Here is a 17417-nt window from a genome sequence, read left to right as displayed (position 1 = left end):
TTTATGGGGTGACTGCGTACCTTTTGTATAATGGGTCAGCGACTTATATTCTGTAGCAAGGTTAACCGAATAGGGGAGCCGAAGGGAAACCGAGTCTTAACTGGGCGTTAAGTTGCAGGGTATAGACCCGAAACCCGGTGATCTAGCCATGGGCAGGTTGAAGGTTGGGTAACACTAACTGGAGGACCGAACCGACTAATGTTGAAAAATTAGCGGATGACTTGTGGCTGGGGGGGAAAGGCCAATCAAACCGGGAGATAGCTGGTTCTCCCCGAAAGCTATTTAGGTAGCGCCTCGTGAACTCATCTCCGGGGGTAGAGCACTGTTTCGGCAAGGGGGTCATCCCGACTTACCAACCCGATGCAAACTGCGAATACCGGAGAATGTTATCACGGGAGACACACGGCGGGGGCTAACGTCCGTCGTGAAGAGGGAAACAACCCAGACCGCCAGCTAAGGTCCCAAAGTCATGGTTAAGTGGGAAACGATGTGGGAAGGCCCAGACAGCCAGGATGTTGGCTTAGAAGCAGCCATCATTTAAAGAAAGCGTAATAGCTCACTGGTCGAGTCGGCCTGCGCGGAAGATGTAACGGGGCTAAACCATGCACCGAAGCTGCGGCAGCGACGCTTATGCGTTGTTGGGTAGGGGAGCGTTCTGTAAGCCTGTGAAGGTGGCCTGTGAGGGTTGCTGGAGGTATCAGAAGTGCGAATGCTGACATAAGTAACGATAAAGCGGGTGAAAAGCCCGCTCGCCGGAAGACCAAGGGTTCCTGTCCAACGTTAATCGGGGCAGGGTGAGTCGACCCCTAAGGCGAGGCCGAAAGGCGTAGTCGATGGGAAACAGGTTAATATTCCTGTACTTGGTGTTACTGCGAAGGGGGGACGGAGAAGGCTATGTTGGCCGGGCGACGGTTGTCCCGGTTTAAGCGTGTAGGCTGGTTTTCCAGGCAAATCCGGAAAATCAAGGCTGAGGCGTGATGACGAGGCACTACGGTGCTGAAGCAACAAATGCCCTGCTTCCAGGAAAAGCCTCTAAGCATCAGGTAACATCAAATCGTACCCCAAACCGACACAGGTGGTCAGGTAGAGAATACCAAGGCGCTTGAGAGAACTCGGGTGAAGGAACTAGGCAAAATGGTGCCGTAACTTCGGGAGAAGGCACGCTGATGCGTAGGTGAAGCGGTTTACCCGTGGAGCTGAAATCAGTCGAAGATACCAGCTGGCTGCAACTGTTTATTAAAAACACAGCACTGTGCAAACACGAAAGTGGACGTATACGGTGTGACGCCTGCCCGGTGCCGGAAGGTTAATTGATGGGGTCAGCCGCAAGGCGAAGCTCTTGATCGAAGCCCCGGTAAACGGCGGCCGTAACTATAACGGTCCTAAGGTAGCGAAATTCCTTGTCGGGTAAGTTCCGACCTGCACGAATGGCGTAATGATGGCCAGGCTGTCTCCACCCGAGACTCAGTGAAATTGAACTCGCTGTGAAGATGCAGTGTACCCGCGGCAAGACGGAAAGACCCCGTGAACCTTTACTATAGCTTGACACTGAACATTGAGCCTTGATGTGTAGGATAGGTGGGAGGCTTTGAAGCGTGGACGCCAGTCTGCGTGGAGCCGACCTTGAAATACCACCCTTTAATGTTTGATGTTCTAACGTGGACCCGTGATCCGGGTTGCGGACAGTGTCTGGTGGGTAGTTTGACTGGGGCGGTCTCCTCCTAAAGAGTAACGGAGGAGCACGAAGGTTGGCTAATCCTGGTCGGACATCAGGAGGTTAGTGCAATGGCATAAGCCAGCTTGACTGCGAGCGTGACGGCGCGAGCAGGTGCGAAAGCAGGTCATAGTGATCCGGTGGTTCTGAATGGAAGGGCCATCGCTCAACGGATAAAAGGTACTCCGGGGATAACAGGCTGATACCGCCCAAGAGTTCATATCGACGGCGGTGTTTGGCACCTCGATGTCGGCTCATCACATCCTGGGGCTGAAGTAGGTCCCAAGGGTATGGCTGTTCGCCATTTAAAGTGGTACGCGAGCTGGGTTTAGAACGTCGTGAGACAGTTCGGTCCCTATCTGCCGTGGGCGCTGGAGAACTGAGGGGGGCTGCTCCTAGTACGAGAGGACCGGAGTGGACGCATCACTGGTGTTCGGGTTGTCATGCCAATGGCACTGCCCGGTAGCTAAATGCGGAAGAGATAAGTGCTGAAAGCATCTAAGCACGAAACTTGCCCCGAGATGAGTTCTCCCTGACTCCTTGAGAGTCCTGAAGGAACGTTGAAGACGACGACGTTGATAGGCCGGGTGTGTAAGCGCAGCGATGCGTTGAGCTAACCGGTACTAATGAACCGTGAGGCTTAACCTTACAACGCCGAAGGTGTTTTGGCGGATTGAGAGAAGATTTTCAGCCTGATACAGATTAAATCGACAGGTCAGAAGAGGACGTGTTGATAAAACAGAATTTGCCTGGCGGCCGTAGCGCGGTGGTCCCACCTGACCCCATGCCGAACTCAGAAGTGAAACGCCGTAGCGCCGATGGTAGTGTGGGGTCTCCCCATGCGAGAGTAGGGAACTGCCAGGCATCAGATAAAGCGAAAGGCCATCCGGAAGGATGGCCTTTTTGCGTTGCTGCAGAAAGAATGCCGGATGCGACGCTTGGGCATCTTATCCGTCCTACGCAGGGTTACGGTAGGGGGCAACAGCGCATTATTCCCCCACATACGCCAGATTCAGCAACGGATACGGTTTCCCCAAATCGTCCACCTCAGAGCGTCCTGTAACCTTAAACCCCATCTTCTTATAGAACCCAACCGCCTGCGTATTTTGCTCATTAACGTTGGTTGTCAGTTCCGGTGCCATTGAGAGCGCATGTTTCACCAGCATTCGACCCACGCCAGCGCCACGCACATAAGGATCGATAAACAGCGCATCCATATGCTGCCCGCTTAGCAACATAAACCCAACCGGCCGATCCCGCTCATTAACCGCGACCCACAATGGCGCTTCCGGCAGAAACGAACGTACCAGCTCTTCCAGTTCAGCCCGATACTCTGCTGATAAAAAATCATGGGTGGCATCGACAGAACGACACCAAATCGCAACCAACTCTTCCCCTTCCTCATGCCGTGAGCGGCGAATACTAATAACCATTTTCTCTCCTTTTATTGGTGCTTATATCCTAACGCAATCTTTTCCTTGAAACTTTCTCACCTTCGACATGCAGGCTCGACATTGGCAAATTTTCTGGTTATCTTCAGCTATCTGGATGTCTAAACGTATAAGCGTATGTAAAGAGGTAATCAGGTTATGCCGATTCGTGTGCCGGACGAGCTGCCCGCCGTCAATTTCTTGCGTGAAGAAAACGTCTTTGTGATGACAACTTCTCGCGCGTCTGGTCAGGAAATTCGTCCGCTTAAGGTTCTGATCCTTAACCTGATGCCGAAGAAGATTGAAACTGAAAATCAGTTTCTGCGTCTGCTTTCAAACTCGCCTTTGCAGGTCGATATTCAGCTGTTGCGCATCGATTCCCGCGAATCGCGCAACACGCCCGCAGAGCATCTGAACAACTTCTACTGCAACTTTGAAGACATTCAGGAGCAGAACTTCGATGGTCTGATTGTAACTGGCGCGCCACTGGGTCTGGTGGAGTTTAATGACGTCGCTTACTGGCCACAAATCAAACAGGTGCTGGAGTGGTCGAAAGATCACGTCACCTCAACGCTGTTTGTCTGTTGGGCGGTTCAGGCCGCACTCAATATTCTTTACGGCATTCCTAAGCAAACCCGCACGGACAAACTCTCTGGCGTTTACGAGCATCACATTCTCCATCCTCATGCGCTTCTGACGCGTGGCTTTGATGATTCATTCCTGGCACCGCATTCGCGCTATGCTGACTTTCCGGCAGCGTTGATTCGTGATTACACAGATCTGGAAATTCTGGCAGAGACAGAAGAAGGGGACGCATATCTGTTTGCCAGCAAAGATAAGCGTATTGCCTTTGTAACGGGGCATCCGGAATACGATGCGCAAACGCTGGCGCAGGAATATTTCCGTGATGTTGAAGCCGGGCTAAACCCGGATGTACCGTATAACTATTTCCCGCACAACGATCCGCAAAACAAACCGCGAGCGAGCTGGCGCAGCCACGGCAACTTGCTATTTACCAACTGGCTCAACTATTACGTCTATCAGATCACTCCATACGATCTACGCCATATGAATCCAACGCTGGATTAATCGTCTGCGGCAAAGGATCGTTAAGCGTTTCAGCACCTTGAATCAGGCACCTTCGGGTGCCTTTTTTATTTCCGAAACACACCTCAACAGGTGAATAAATTTTATCCACATTGTTATCAATAAGTTAAATTAAATTTAAATTAAAAATGGAAATTGTTTTTGATTTTGCATTTTAAATGAGTAGTCTTAGTTGTGCTGAACGAAAAGCGCACAACGATCCTTCGTTCACAGTGGGGAAGTTTTCGGATCCATGACGAGGAGCTGCACGATGACTGAACAGGCAACAACAACCGATGAACTGGTTTTCACAAGGCCGTATGGCGAGCAGGAGAAGCAAATTCTTACTGCCGAAGCGGTAGAATTTCTGACTGAACTGGTGACGCATTTTACGCCACAACGCAATAAACTTCTGGCAGCGCGCATTCAGCAACAGCAGGATATTGATAACGGAACGTTGCCTGATTTTATTTCGGAAACAGCTTCCATTCGTGATGGCAATTGGAAAATTCGCGGGATTCCTGCGGACTTAGAAGATCGCCGCGTAGAGATTACCGGGCCGGTTGAGCGCAAGATGGTGATCAACGCGCTCAACGCCAATGTGAAAGTCTTTATGGCTGACTTTGAGGATTCACTGGCTCCGGGCTGGAACAAAGTGATCGACGGGCAAATTAATCTGCGCGATGCGGTTAACGGCACCATCAGTTACACCAACGAAGCCGGCAAAATTTATCAACTCAAACCCAATCCGGCGGTTTTGATTTGTCGGGTACGCGGTCTGCACTTGCCGGAAAAACATGTCACCTGGCGCGGTGAAGCCATCCCTGGCAGCCTGTTTGATTTTGCACTCTACTTTTTCCACAACTACCAGGCCCTATTGGCAAAAGGCAGCGGCCCTTATTTCTATCTGCCGAAAACCCAGTCCTGGCAGGAAGCAGCATGGTGGAGCGAAGTTTTCAGCTATGCCGAAGATCGCTTTAATCTGCCGCGCGGCACTATCAAGGCGACGTTGCTGATCGAAACGCTGCCCGCTGTGTTCCAGATGGACGAAATCCTTCACGCGTTGCGCGACCATATTGTTGGTCTGAACTGCGGTCGCTGGGATTATATCTTCAGCTATATCAAAACGTTGAAAAATTATCCCGACCGTGTCCTGCCAGACCGCCAGGCTGTGACAATGGACAAACCGTTCCTTAATGCCTACTCACGCCTGTTAATCAAAACCTGCCATAAACGCGGCGCATTTGCGATGGGCGGCATGGCGGCGTTTATTCCGAGCAAAGATGAAGAGCGCAATAACCAGGTGCTCAACAAAGTGAAAGCGGATAAATCGCTGGAAGCCAATAACGGTCACGATGGCACATGGATCGCCCATCCTGGCCTTGCTGACACGGCAATGGCGGTTTTCAACGACATCCTCGGTTCCCGTAAAAATCAGCTTGAGGTGATGCGCGAACAAGACGCGCCGATTACTGCCGATCAGCTGCTGGCACCTTGTGACGGTGAACGCACCGAAGAAGGTATGCGCGCCAACATTCGCGTGGCTGTGCAGTACATCGAAGCGTGGATCTCTGGCAACGGTTGTGTGCCGATTTATGGCCTGATGGAAGATGCGGCGACGGCTGAAATTTCCCGTACCTCCATCTGGCAGTGGATCCATCATCAAAAAACGTTGAGTAATGGCAAACCGGTGACCAAAGCCTTGTTCCGTCAGATGCTGGGCGAAGAGATGAAAGTCATTGCCAGCGAACTGGGCGAAGAACGTTTCTCCCAGGGGCGTTTTGACGACGCCGCACGCCTGATGGAACAGATCACCACATCCGATGAACTAATTGATTTCCTGACCCTGCCAGGCTACCGCCTGTTAGCGTAAACCACCACATAACTATGGAGCATCTGCACATGAAAACCCGTACACAACAAATTGAAGAATTACAGAAAGAGTGGACTCAACCGCGTTGGGAAGGCATTACTCGCCCGTACAGCGCGGAAGATGTGGTGAAATTACGCGGTTCGGTCAATCCGGAATGTACGCTGGCGCAGCTGGGCGCGGCGAAAATGTGGCGACTGCTGCACGGTGAGTCGAAAAAAGGCTACATCAACAGCCTCGGTGCACTGACTGGCGGTCAGGCACTGCAACAGGCGAAAGCGGGTATTGAAGCGGTTTACTTGTCTGGCTGGCAGGTCGCGGCAGACGCTAACCTCGCGGCCAGCATGTATCCGGATCAGTCTCTCTACCCGGCAAACTCGGTGCCAGCCGTGGTGGAACGGATCAACAACACCTTCCGTCGTGCCGATCAGATCCAGTGGTCTGCTGGTATTGAACCGGGCGATCCGCGTTATGTCGATTACTTCCTGCCGATCGTCGCCGATGCGGAAGCCGGTTTTGGCGGTGTTTTGAATGCCTTTGAACTGATGAAAGCGATGATTGAAGCCGGTGCAGCGGCAGTTCACTTCGAAGATCAGCTCGCGTCCGTGAAGAAATGTGGTCACATGGGTGGCAAAGTGCTGGTGCCAACTCAGGAAGCTATTCAGAAACTGGTCGCAGCGCGTCTGGCAGCCGACGTGACGGGCGTTCCAACTCTGCTGGTTGCACGTACCGATGCTGATGCAGCAGACCTGATCACCTCTGATTGCGATCCGTATGACAGCGAATTTATTACCGGCGAGCGTACCAGCGAAGGCTTCTTCCGTACTCACGCAGGCATTGAACAAGCGATCAGCCGTGGCCTGGCGTATGCGCCGTATGCCGACCTGGTCTGGTGTGAAACTTCTACACCGGATCTGGAACTGGCACGTCGCTTTGCGGAAGCTATCCACGCGAAATACCCGGGCAAACTGTTGGCCTATAACTGCTCGCCATCGTTCAACTGGCAGAAAAACCTCGACGACAAAACTATCGCCAGCTTCCAGCAGCAGCTGTCGGATATGGGCTACAAATTCCAGTTCATCACCCTGGCGGGGATCCACAGCATGTGGTTCAACATGTTCGACCTGGCAAACGCCTATGCCCAGGGCGAGGGTATGAAGCATTATGTTGAGAAAGTGCAACAGCCAGAATTTGCTGCTGCGAAAGATGGCTATACCTTCGTTTCTCATCAGCAGGAAGTGGGTACGGGTTACTTCGATAAAGTGACAACCATTATTCAGGGCGGCACGTCGTCAGTTACTGCGCTGACTGGCTCCACCGAAGAATCGCAGTTCTAAGCAACCTACAAACGTTGCTGACTGTAGGCCGGATAAGGCGTTCACGCCGCATCCGGCAATCAGCGCCTGATGCGACGCTGACGCGTCTTTTCCGGCAATTCTCTGCTCCTGATGAGGGCAACAAATGCCGCGTGGCCTGGAATTACTGATTGCACAAACCATTTTACAAGGTTTCGACGCCCAGTATGGTCGATTCCTCGAAGTGACTTCCGGGGCGCAGCAGCGTTTCGAACAAGCCGACTGGCACGCTGTCCAGCAGGCGATGAAAGACCGTATCCATCTTTATGATCATCACGTGGGGCTGGTAGTGGAGCAACTGCGCTGCATTACCAACGGTCAAAGCACGGATGCCGCATTTTTACTACACGTCAAAGAACATTACACCCGGCTGTTGCCGGATTACCCGCGCTTCGAGATTGCGGAGAGTTTTTTCAACTCCGTATACTGTCGGTTATTTGACCACCGCTCGCTTACTCCCGAGCGGCTTTTTATCTTTAGCTCCCAGCCAGAGCGCCGTTTTCGTACCATTCCGCGCCCGCTGGCAAAAGATTTTTATCCCGATCATGGCTGGGAATCTCTGCTGATGCGCGTTCTCAGCGACCTGCCGCTGCGTCTGCGCTGGCAGAATAAAAGCCGCGATATCAACTACATCATTCGCCATCTGACGGAGACGCTGGGGACAGACAACCTCGCCGAAAGTCATTTACAGGTGGCGAACGAATTGTTTTACCGCAATAAAGCCGCCTGGCTGGTGGGCAAACTGATCACGCCTTCCGGCACGTTGCCCTTTTTGCTGCCGATCCATCAGACGGACAATGGCGAGTTATTTATTGATACCTGCCTGACGACGACCGCCGAAGCGAGCATCGTCTTTGGCTTTGCGCGATCCTATTTTATGGTTTACGCGCCGCTGCCAGCTGCGCTGGTCGAGTGGTTACGGGAAATTCTGCCGGGCAAAACCACCGCAGAACTGTATATGGCTATCGGCTGCCAGAAACACGCTAAAACCGAAAGTTACCGCGAATATCTCGTTTATCTACAGGGCTGTAATGAACAGTTTATTGAAGCTCCGGGCATTCGTGGAATGGTGATGCTGGTGTTCACGCTGCCGGGCTTTGATCGGGTATTCAAAGTCATCAAAGACAAGTTCGCGCCGCAGAAAGAGATGTCTGCTGCTCACGTCCGCGCCTGCTATCAACTGGTTAAGGAACACGATCGCGTAGGGCGAATGGCAGATACCCAGGAGTTTGAAAACTTTGTACTGGAGAAGCGGCATATTTCCCCGGCATTAATGGAATTACTGCTCCAGGAAGCACCGGAAAAAATTACCGATCTCGGCGAACAGATTGTGATTCGCCATCTCTATATCGAACGGCGAATGGTGCCGCTCAATATCTGGCTTGAGCAAGTTGAAGGGCAGCAACTGCGCGACGCTATTGAAGAGTATGGCAACGCCATTCGCCAGCTTGCCGCTGCCAATATCTTCCCTGGGGATATGTTATTTAAAAACTTTGGCGTCACCCGTCACGGGCGCGTGGTGTTTTATGATTACGATGAAATTTGCTACATGACGGAAGTGAATTTCCGCGATATCCCGCCACCGCGCTACCCGGAAGACGAGCTCGCCAGCGAACCCTGGTACAGCGTCTCGCCCGGCGATGTTTTCCCGGAAGAGTTCCGTCACTGGCTATGCGCTGACCCGCGCATTGGCCCGCTGTTTGAAGAAATGCACGCTGACCTGTTCCGCGCCGACTACTGGCGCGCGCTACAAAACCGTATCCGTGAAGGGCATGTGGAAGATGTCTATGCGTATCGGCGCAGGCAGCGGTTTAGCGTGCGGTTTGTATAAATCGGAGGCGAAAAGTTACCGCATTCCACCATACGCCAGCGTGACTTCTTTCGCCGCTTTAATCACCATCGCGCCAAACTCGGTTACGCGGTCATCGGTAATACGTGAAATCGGCCCGGAAATCGAAATTGCGGCAAACGGTTCGCGATGCTCATCGAAAATACACGCCGCGAGACAACGCAGTCCCAGCGCATGTTCCTCATCGTCAAATGAATAACCCCGCTTGCGCGTTTGCGCGAGGTCTTCTTTTAAATGCACAGGAGAAACCAGCGTTGCGTGGGTATAGGCATGTAACCCTTTACGATGCAGCAGTTTCGTCACCTGTTCTTCGCTCAGTTGGGCTAAAAAGGCTTTACCGGCACCGGAAGCGTGCATCGGTAATTTACCGCCGATAGGAGCGGACATACGCATCAGATGCGTACACTGTACCTGGTCGATAATAATCGCTTCGTGATCGCTTTGATCCAGCACCGCCATATTGACCGTTTCGCCAGACTCTTCCATCAGGTTGCGCAGAATAGGATGGACAATGGCTAAAAAATTACGGCTCTGGAGAAAGCTGCTACCGACCATAAAGGCATGTGCGCCGATCGCCCAGTGACCCAGTTCGCCAACCTGACGGACGAAGCCCTGCTGTTGCATCGTGGTTAGCAGTCGGTGGGTGGTAGAGTTGGGTAATCCGGCTTGTTGCGCCAGTTCGGTTAACGCTACGCTGCCATTGGATTCGGCAATCCACTCCAGTAATTTCAGGCCACGCGTTAAAGACTGAACCTGTCCGGTCGCAGGTGCGGTGGCAACGGCGGGTTTTCTGCCGCGTTTTGCGGGAATGGGTGCGACCATGACAGCCTCCTTTTTCTGTATCGTGGAAATCATTTTCATTTTTATTGTTAACTAATGCAATAGCTGCTGCACTGATCCGATGAGTTAATGTTGAACAAATCTCATGTTGCGTAGTGGTCGCTTTTACCACAGATGCGTTTATGCCAGTATGGTTTGTTGAATTTTTATTAAATCTGGGTTGAGCGTGTCGGGAGCAAGTGTGAGCAGCAAAGTGGAACAACTGCGTGCGCAGTTAAATGAACGTATTCTGGTGCTGGACGGCGGAATGGGCACCATGATCCAGAGTTATCGACTGAACGAAGCCGATTTTCGTGGTGAACGCTTTGCCGACTGGCCGTGCGATCTCAAAGGCAACAATGACCTGCTGGTGCTCAGTAAACCGGACGTGATTGCTGCTATCCACAACGCTTACTTTGAAGCGGGCGCGGATATCATCGAAACCAACACCTTCAACTCCACGACCATTGCGATGGCGGATTACCAGATGGAATCCCTGTCAGCGGAAATCAACTTTGCGGCGGCGAAACTGGCGCGTGCCTGTGCCGACGAATGGAGCGCCCGCACGCCAGAGAAACCGCGCTACGTTGCTGGTGTTCTCGGCCCAACCAACCGCACGGCATCTATTTTTCCGGACGTAAACGACCCGGCATTCCGTAACATTACCTTTGATCAGCTGGTGGCAGCCTATCGCGAATCCACTAAAGCACTGGTGGAAGGCGGTGTAGACCTGATTCTGATTGAAACTGTCTTCGACACCCTCAACGCTAAAGCGGCGGTCTTTGCGGTGAAAACGGAGTTTGAAGCCTTGGGCGTGGAATTGCCGATTATGATCTCCGGCACCATCACCGACGCCTCCGGCCGCACGCTCTCCGGGCAAACCACCGAAGCGTTTTACAACTCTCTGCGCCATGCCGAAGCCCTGACTTTCGGCCTCAACTGTGCGCTGGGGCCCGATGAACTGCGCCAGTATGTGCAGGAGCTGTCGCGAATAGCAGAATGCTACGTCACCGCTCACCCGAATGCCGGGCTGCCTAACGCCTTTGGTGAATACGATCTCGACGCCGACACGATGGCAAAACAGATTCGCGAATGGGCGGAAGCGGGCTTCCTGAATATCGTCGGCGGTTGCTGCGGCACCACGCCACAACATATTGCGGCGATGAGCCGTGCAGTAGAAGGATTAGCGCCGCGCAAACTGCCTGAGATCCCCATAGCCTGCCGTTTATCCGGCCTGGAGCCGCTGAATATTGGCGACGATAGCCTGTTTGTGAACGTCGGTGAGCGGACTAACGTCACCGGTTCCGCTAAGTTCAAACGCCTGATCAAAGAAGAGAAATACAGCGAGGCGCTGGATGTGGCGCGTCAGCAGGTGGAAAACGGCGCGCAGATTATCGATATCAATATGGATGAAGGAATGCTCGACGCCGAAGCGGCGATGGTGCGTTTCCTCAGCCTGATTGCGGGTGAACCGGATATTGCCCGCGTGCCGATTATGATCGACTCTTCAAAATGGGACGTCATTGAAAAAGGGCTGAAGTGTATTCAGGGCAAAGGCATTGTTAACTCTATCTCGATGAAAGAGGGTGTCGATGCCTTTATCCATCACGCGAAATTGTTGCGTCGTTACGGCGCGGCAGTGGTGGTAATGGCCTTTGACGAACAGGGCCAGGCCGATACCCGCGCGCGGAAAATCGAGATTTGCCGTCGGGCGTACAAAATCCTCACCGAAGAGGTTGGTTTCCCGCCGGAAGATATCATTTTTGACCCGAACATCTTCGCGGTCGCAACTGGTATTGAAGAGCACAACAACTACGCGCAGGACTTTATTGGCGCGTGTGAAGACATCAAACGCGAACTGCCGCACGCGCTGATCTCCGGCGGCGTTTCCAACGTTTCCTTCTCATTCCGTGGCAACGATCCGGTGCGCGAAGCCATTCACGCGGTGTTCCTCTACTACGCTATTCGTAACGGTATGGATATGGGGATCGTCAACGCCGGGCAACTGGCGATTTACGACGATCTGCCCGCTGAACTGCGCGACGCGGTGGAAGATGTGATCCTCAATCGGCGCGACGATGGCACCGAGCGTTTACTGGAGCTTGCCGAGAAATATCGCGGTAGTAAAACAGACGACACCGCTAACGCCCAGCAGGCAGAGTGGCGCTCGTGGGACGTGAAAAAACGGCTGGAGTACTCGCTGGTTAAAGGCATTACCGAGTTTATCGAGCAGGATACCGAAGAAGCCCGCCAGCAGGCTACGCGCCCGATTGAAGTGATTGAAGGCCCGCTGATGGACGGCATGAACGTGGTCGGCGATCTGTTTGGCGAAGGGAAAATGTTCCTGCCGCAGGTAGTGAAATCGGCACGCGTTATGAAGCAGGCGGTGGCATATCTCGAACCGTTTATCGAAGCCAGCAAAGAGCAGGGCAAAACCAACGGCAAGATGGTGATCGCCACCGTGAAGGGCGATGTGCACGATATCGGTAAAAATATCGTTGGCGTGGTGCTGCAATGTAATAACTACGAAATTGTCGATCTCGGCGTTATGGTGCCTGCGGAAAAAATTCTCCGCACCGCCAAAGAAGTGAATGCCGATTTGATTGGCCTTTCGGGGCTGATCACGCCGTCGCTGGACGAAATGGTTAACGTGGCGAAAGAGATGGAGCGTCAGGGCTTTACCATTCCGCTATTGATTGGCGGTGCGACCACCTCAAAAGCGCACACGGCGGTGAAAATAGAGCAGAACTACAGTGGCCCGACGGTGTATGTACAAAACGCCTCGCGCACCGTTGGCGTTGTGGCGGCGCTGCTTTCCGACACTCAGCGTGACGACTTTGTCGCTCGTACCCGCAAAGAGTACGAAACCGTGCGTATTCAGCACGGGCGCAAGAAACCGCGCACACCGCCGGTCACGCTGGAAGCGGCGCGTGATAACGACTTCGCTTTTGACTGGCAGGCTTACACGCCGCCGGTGGCGCACCGTCTCGGCGTGCAGGAAGTCGAAGCCAGCATCGAAACGCTGCGTAATTACATCGACTGGACGCCGTTCTTTATGACCTGGTCGCTGGCCGGGAAGTATCCGCGCATTCTGGAAGATGAAGTGGTAGGCGTTGAGGCGAAGCGCCTGTTTAAAGACGCCAATGACATGCTGGATAAATTAAGCGCCGAGAAAACGCTGAATCCACGCGGTGTGGTTGGTCTGTTCCCGGCAAACCGTGTGGGCGATGACATTGAAATCTACCGCGACGAAACGCGCACCCATGTGATCAACGTCAGCCACCATCTACGCCAACAGACGGAAAAAACCGGCTTCGCCAACTATTGTCTTGCTGATTTCGTGGCACCGAAGCTCTCCGGCAAGGCGGATTACATCGGCGCATTTGCCGTGACTGGCGGGCTGGAAGAAGACGCGCTGGCTGATGCATTCGAAGCGCAGCACGATGATTACAACAAAATCATGGTGAAAGCCCTTGCCGACCGTCTGGCGGAAGCCTTTGCAGAGTATCTCCATGAGCGGGTACGTAAAGTTTACTGGGGCTATGCGCCGAACGAGAATCTCAGCAATGAAGAGCTGATCCGCGAAAACTATCAGGGTATCCGCCCGGCGCCCGGCTACCCGGCCTGCCCGGAACATACGGAAAAAGCCACCATCTGGGAGCTGCTGGAAGTGGAAAAACACACCGGCATGAAACTCACGGAATCTTTCGCGATGTGGCCTGGAGCTTCGGTTTCGGGTTGGTATTTCAGCCACCCGGATAGCAAGTATTACGCCGTGGCGCAAATTCAGCGCGACCAGGTCGAAGACTATGCCCGCCGTAAAGGAATGAGCGTTGCTGATGTTGAACGCTGGCTGGCGCCGAATCTGGGGTATGACGCGGACTGATTCACAAATCTGTCACTTTTCCTTACAACAAACAGGGCGCTCAATGAGTGCCCTGTCTCTTTATTAATATGAAACACTTATACTGGTCTTATATCAGACCGGAAAAGTGCAGCTCGCCCCCTTCGGTATCTGTTTCAGGAGCATATAACGATAAGGAGAACCTGAACTCGTGTTAACACTGCTTCACCTGCTTTCTGCCGTCGCCCTGCTGGTCTGGGGGACACATATTGTTCGCACAGGCGTGATGCGCGTCTTCGGCGCAAGGCTGCGTACTGTTCTTAGCCGGAGCGTCGAAAAGAAGCCGCTCGCCTTTTGCGCGGGAATAGGCGTTACCGCACTGGTACAGAGCAGTAATGCTACCACCATGCTGGTGACCTCGTTTGTCGCTCAGGATCTGGTTGCCCTCGCACCGGCTCTGGTGATTGTGCTGGGGGCAGATGTCGGGACGGCGCTAATGGCGCGTATTCTTACCTTCGATTTATCCTGGCTGTCACCGTTACTTATTTTTATCGGCGTGATTTTTTTCCTCGGTCGCAAACAGTCGCGCGCCGGGCAACTGGGGCGCGTCGGTATCGGTCTTGGGCTGATTTTGCTGGCACTGGAGTTGATTGTGCAGGCAGTAACGCCGATCACCCAGGCTAACGGCGTTCAGGTGATCTTTGCCTCGCTGACTGGCGATATTTTACTGGATGCGCTGATTGGCGCGATGTTCGCCATTATCAGCTACTCCAGTCTTGCCGCAGTACTGCTGACCGCCACGCTGACCGCCGCAGGCATTATCTCTTTCCCGGTGGCGCTCTGTCTGGTGATTGGTGCTAACCTCGGCTCCGGCCTGCTGGCGATGCTTAACAACAGTGCCGCCAATGCTGCTGCACGTCGCGTGGCGCTGGGCAGCCTGCTGTTTAAGCTGGTGGGAAGCCTGATTATCCTGCCGTTTGTCCATATTCTGGCTGAATCCATGGATAAACTGCCTTTGCCGAAAGCGGAACTGGTAATCTATTTCCACGTCTTCTACAACCTTGTGCGCTGTCTGGTAATGCTGCCATTTGTTGACCCGATGGCGCGGTTTTGCAAAACGATTATTCGCGATGAACCCGAACTGGATGCCCATCTGAAACCGAAACATCTGGACGTTAGCGCGCTGGATACGCCAACGCTTGCTCTGGCCAATGCGGCCCGCGAAACATTGCGCATCGGTGACGCTATGGAACAGATGATGGAAGGGCTGAATAAAGTGATGCACGGCGCGCCTCGTGAAGAGAAAGAGCTGCGTAAGCTGGCGGATGATATCAACGTGTTGTATACCGCGATTAAACTTTACCTGGCGCGGATGCCAAAAGAGGAACTGGCGGAGGAAGAGTCTCGTCGCTGGGCGGAAATCATTGAAATGGCGCTCAATCTGGAACAGGCTTCCGATATTGTCGAGCGTATGGGTAGTGAAATTGCTGACAAATCGCTGGCAGCGCGGCGGGCATTTTCGATTGATGGGTTGAAGGAACTGGATGCGCTCTATGAGCAATTGCTCAGTAATTTAAAACTGGCAATGTCGGTTTTCTTCTCTGGCGATGTCACCAGCGCCCGTCGTTTACGCCGCAGCAAGCATCGCTTTCGCATTCTTAATCGCCGTTATTCCCACGCTCACGTAGATCGCCTGCATCAGCAGAACGTGCAGAGTATTGAAACCAGTTCGCTACATTTAGGCTTGCTGGGAGATATGCAGCGTCTGAACTCGCTGTTTTGTTCAGTCGCTTACAGCGTGCTGGAACAACCAGATGAAGATGAGGGACGGGACGAGTATTAATACCGTGACCCTGTAGGCCTGATAAGACGCGTCAAGCGTCGCATCAGGCATTGTGTACAAGATGCCGGATAATGCATCCGGCAATTCACTTAAAAACGGTGCCCGGCTTCCAGCGGAACCGCTTCTTCACCAGCCTTAAACACATAGGTGGTATTCGGGCCGCCCAGCGTAGCGTGACCTTTACTCACCGTGATCCAGTTACCTTCCGGCAGACCAATAATCGTCAACTCTGGCGCGACCACCAGCAGTTCGCGAATACGCTGCTCGCGCGTTTCACCTTTATGGCCTTCCGGCAGCGCGTTGGTGAAGTGCGGGTTGATTTGCAGCGGGAACAGATCCAGCGCATCGAAACCTTGTGGATCGACAATTGGCATATCGTTGGTAGTACGGATAGTCGGACAGGCAAGGTTAGCCCCTGCACTCCAGCCAATGTACAGCGCGCCGCGTTTCACCACGTCAACAATTGGTGCCAGCAGACCGCGCACACGGCATTCCTTCAGTAACTGGAAAGTGTTGCCACCGCCGACAATCACGATTTCCGCATTTTCAATTGCGGCAACTGGATCGGCAACGCTATGAATACCGGTGACAGAAACACCCAGCGGAGCGAGAACCGCAGCCGTTTTGGCGGTGTAATCATCCCAGGTTTGCGTTACGCCAGCGAAAGGAATAAACACCGCTGAACGGCGCCCCTGCAACTGTTCAGCAATCAGCGGCAGCGCATGTTCCAGCCAGGCTTTTCCCGGCAGCGTCGAGTTACTCAATAAAAGCAGTTCCATTACTTCTCCGGTTAGTAAGAAATCACGGGAGCCATGCTACCACTGTGATTTTAACCGCTTACTGACATGGCTCACGATGTCGCGTATTGCTTCTGGAAAGCGCCTCGCAAGTTTGAATGATCAGGCGTGACAGGTATTCGTAGTAGATGTATTTTTCGACAAATTTCTAAGGGAACTGGAGGAAAAATGCTCGTTAATTACGCTACTTTTAGACAGAGTATGCGCATCATGATGGAGGGAATTATGCGCACAATATCGAAGGTGAAAAAATCTGTTAATGTCTCGCTGCCACCAGAGATTCTGGAAGAAGCTCGTAAACTCAAACTCAAACTCAAACTCAAACTCAAACTCAATCTCTCGGCGGTATTAACCGAAGCGTTACTGGAAAAAATCCGTCAGAATCAGAGAGAAACCTGGTTGCGAGAAAACAAAGAATCTGTCGACGCGGTTAATCAGTGGGTGGATGAGAACGGTTCATTTAGCGATTACCAAAGGTCATTCTAATGGATCAATATTGTGCTTATGAGAACCTGGGGAGTGGGCGGCACGTTTATCCTTATCTCATCAATCTCCAGCATCCTGTCGCCAATGTATTAAAGCATACCATTGTTGCTCCGGCGGTCAGGCTTGATCGCCGGTAAAAGTTTGTCCGGTGGTTTCAATTGCAGGCCTGGATCACATGGTAATGGCACACATGATGACAGGAATACCGCTAAAAGAGTTGGGAGAACGTTAGTCAACAGCGAATCGTACTGCGTGATGCTATCGATTTTCTATTAAACGGCTATTAATGCAGACGCGTAACTTATCGCATCCCGCATAAATCCT

At 52.8% G+C, this 17417-nt stretch carries 10 protein-coding genes and 2 rRNA genes; 9 read left to right on the top strand and 3 right to left on the bottom strand.

The features are described from left to right. Positions 1 to 2362: ribosomal RNA gene (locus WC5_RS23650) — 23S ribosomal RNA — on the top strand. A gap of 100 nt (positions 2363 to 2462) precedes the next feature. Next, positions 2463 to 2578, top strand: a 5S ribosomal RNA gene (gene rrf / locus WC5_RS16240). Positions 2579 to 2703: 125 nt separating this feature from the next. Here rrf and WC5_RS16245 read toward each other — a convergent pair. Beyond that, the gene (locus tag WC5_RS16245; protein ID WP_000236992.1) at positions 2704 to 3147 is read right to left on the bottom strand and encodes an acetyltransferase; all 444 of its coding nucleotides are present in this window, start codon (positions 3145 to 3147) and stop codon (positions 2704 to 2706) included. Between the two features lie 156 nt (positions 3148 to 3303). On the opposite strand from WC5_RS16245, the gene metA reads away from it, so the two are divergent. From metA to aceK, 4 genes are all read left to right on the top strand, one after another. Further along, positions 3304 to 4233 (top strand): homoserine O-acetyltransferase MetA, encoded by a 930-nt coding sequence (gene metA, locus WC5_RS16250; protein WP_001122790.1) that lies wholly within the window; start codon positions 3304 to 3306, stop codon positions 4231 to 4233. 268 nt (positions 4234 to 4501) lie between these two features. After that, positions 4502 to 6103 (top strand): malate synthase A, encoded by a 1602-nt coding sequence (gene aceB, locus WC5_RS16255; RefSeq protein ID WP_000138923.1) that lies wholly within the window; start codon positions 4502 to 4504, stop codon positions 6101 to 6103. Positions 6104 to 6132: 29 nt separating this feature from the next. Beyond that, complete coding sequence (gene aceA / locus WC5_RS16260) at positions 6133 to 7437, top strand: isocitrate lyase (protein WP_000857853.1); 1305 nt, start codon at positions 6133 to 6135, stop codon at positions 7435 to 7437. Positions 7438 to 7561: 124 nt separating this feature from the next. Further along, positions 7562 to 9286 (top strand): bifunctional isocitrate dehydrogenase kinase/phosphatase, encoded by a 1725-nt coding sequence (gene aceK / locus WC5_RS16265; protein WP_001137204.1) that lies wholly within the window; start codon positions 7562 to 7564, stop codon positions 9284 to 9286. Positions 9287 to 9301: 15 nt separating this feature from the next. On the opposite strand, the gene iclR is transcribed toward aceK, so the two are convergent. Continuing rightward, the gene (gene iclR / locus WC5_RS16270; protein ID WP_000226398.1) at positions 9302 to 10126 is read right to left on the bottom strand and encodes a glyoxylate bypass operon transcriptional repressor IclR; all 825 of its coding nucleotides are present in this window, start codon (positions 10124 to 10126) and stop codon (positions 9302 to 9304) included. 199 nt (positions 10127 to 10325) lie between these two features. Between iclR and metH the strand changes: the two genes are divergently transcribed. Both metH and WC5_RS16280 read left to right on the top strand, forming a co-directional pair. After that, positions 10326 to 14009: a methionine synthase gene (gene metH / locus WC5_RS16275; RefSeq protein WP_000095989.1), complete on the top strand. Its 3684-nt coding sequence runs from the start codon at positions 10326 to 10328 to the stop codon at positions 14007 to 14009. A 169-nt stretch (positions 14010 to 14178) separates the two neighbouring features. Further along, a complete protein-coding gene (locus WC5_RS16280; protein WP_000956821.1) occupies positions 14179 to 15810 on the top strand; it encodes a Na/Pi cotransporter family protein in 1632 nt (543 codons plus the stop codon). Positions 15811 to 15899: 89 nt separating this feature from the next. Here the strand turns inward: WC5_RS16280 and pepE are convergent, their stop codons facing one another. After that, on the bottom strand, positions 15900 to 16589 hold the full coding sequence (gene pepE / locus WC5_RS16285) for a dipeptidase PepE (protein WP_000421752.1): 690 nt from the start codon (positions 16587 to 16589) through the stop codon (positions 15900 to 15902). A gap of 186 nt (positions 16590 to 16775) precedes the next feature. On the opposite strand from pepE, the gene WC5_RS16290 reads away from it, so the two are divergent. Then, the gene (locus WC5_RS16290; protein ID WP_000960884.1) at positions 16776 to 17093 is read left to right on the top strand and encodes a type II toxin-antitoxin system CcdA family antitoxin; all 318 of its coding nucleotides are present in this window, start codon (positions 16776 to 16778) and stop codon (positions 17091 to 17093) included. Positions 17094 to 17417: the final 324 nt, after the last annotated feature.

This window comes from Escherichia sp. KTE114 (assembly GCF_000407765.1).
In the GTDB taxonomy this organism is placed as follows: Bacteria; Pseudomonadota; Gammaproteobacteria; order Enterobacterales; family Enterobacteriaceae; genus Escherichia; species Escherichia ruysiae.
This window is presented reverse-complemented; position numbering and strand designations above follow the sequence as displayed.

Coding starts and splice junctions, on each gene's coding strand:
- WC5_RS16245 (WP_000236992.1), bottom strand. CDS start 3,147: ATGGTTATTAGTATTCGCCGCTCACGGCATGAGGAAGGGGAAGAGTTG.
- metA (WP_001122790.1), top strand. CDS start 3,304: ATGCCGATTCGTGTGCCGGACGAGCTGCCCGCCGTCAATTTCTTGCGT.
- aceB (WP_000138923.1), top strand. CDS start 4,502: ATGACTGAACAGGCAACAACAACCGATGAACTGGTTTTCACAAGGCCG.
- aceA (WP_000857853.1), top strand. CDS start 6,133: ATGAAAACCCGTACACAACAAATTGAAGAATTACAGAAAGAGTGGACT.
- aceK (WP_001137204.1), top strand. CDS start 7,562: ATGCCGCGTGGCCTGGAATTACTGATTGCACAAACCATTTTACAAGGT.
- iclR (WP_000226398.1), bottom strand. CDS start 10,126: ATGGTCGCACCCATTCCCGCAAAACGCGGCAGAAAACCCGCCGTTGCC.
- pepE (WP_000421752.1), bottom strand. CDS start 16,589: ATGGAACTGCTTTTATTGAGTAACTCGACGCTGCCGGGAAAAGCCTGG.
- WC5_RS16290 (WP_000960884.1), top strand. CDS start 16,776: ATGCTCGTTAATTACGCTACTTTTAGACAGAGTATGCGCATCATGATG.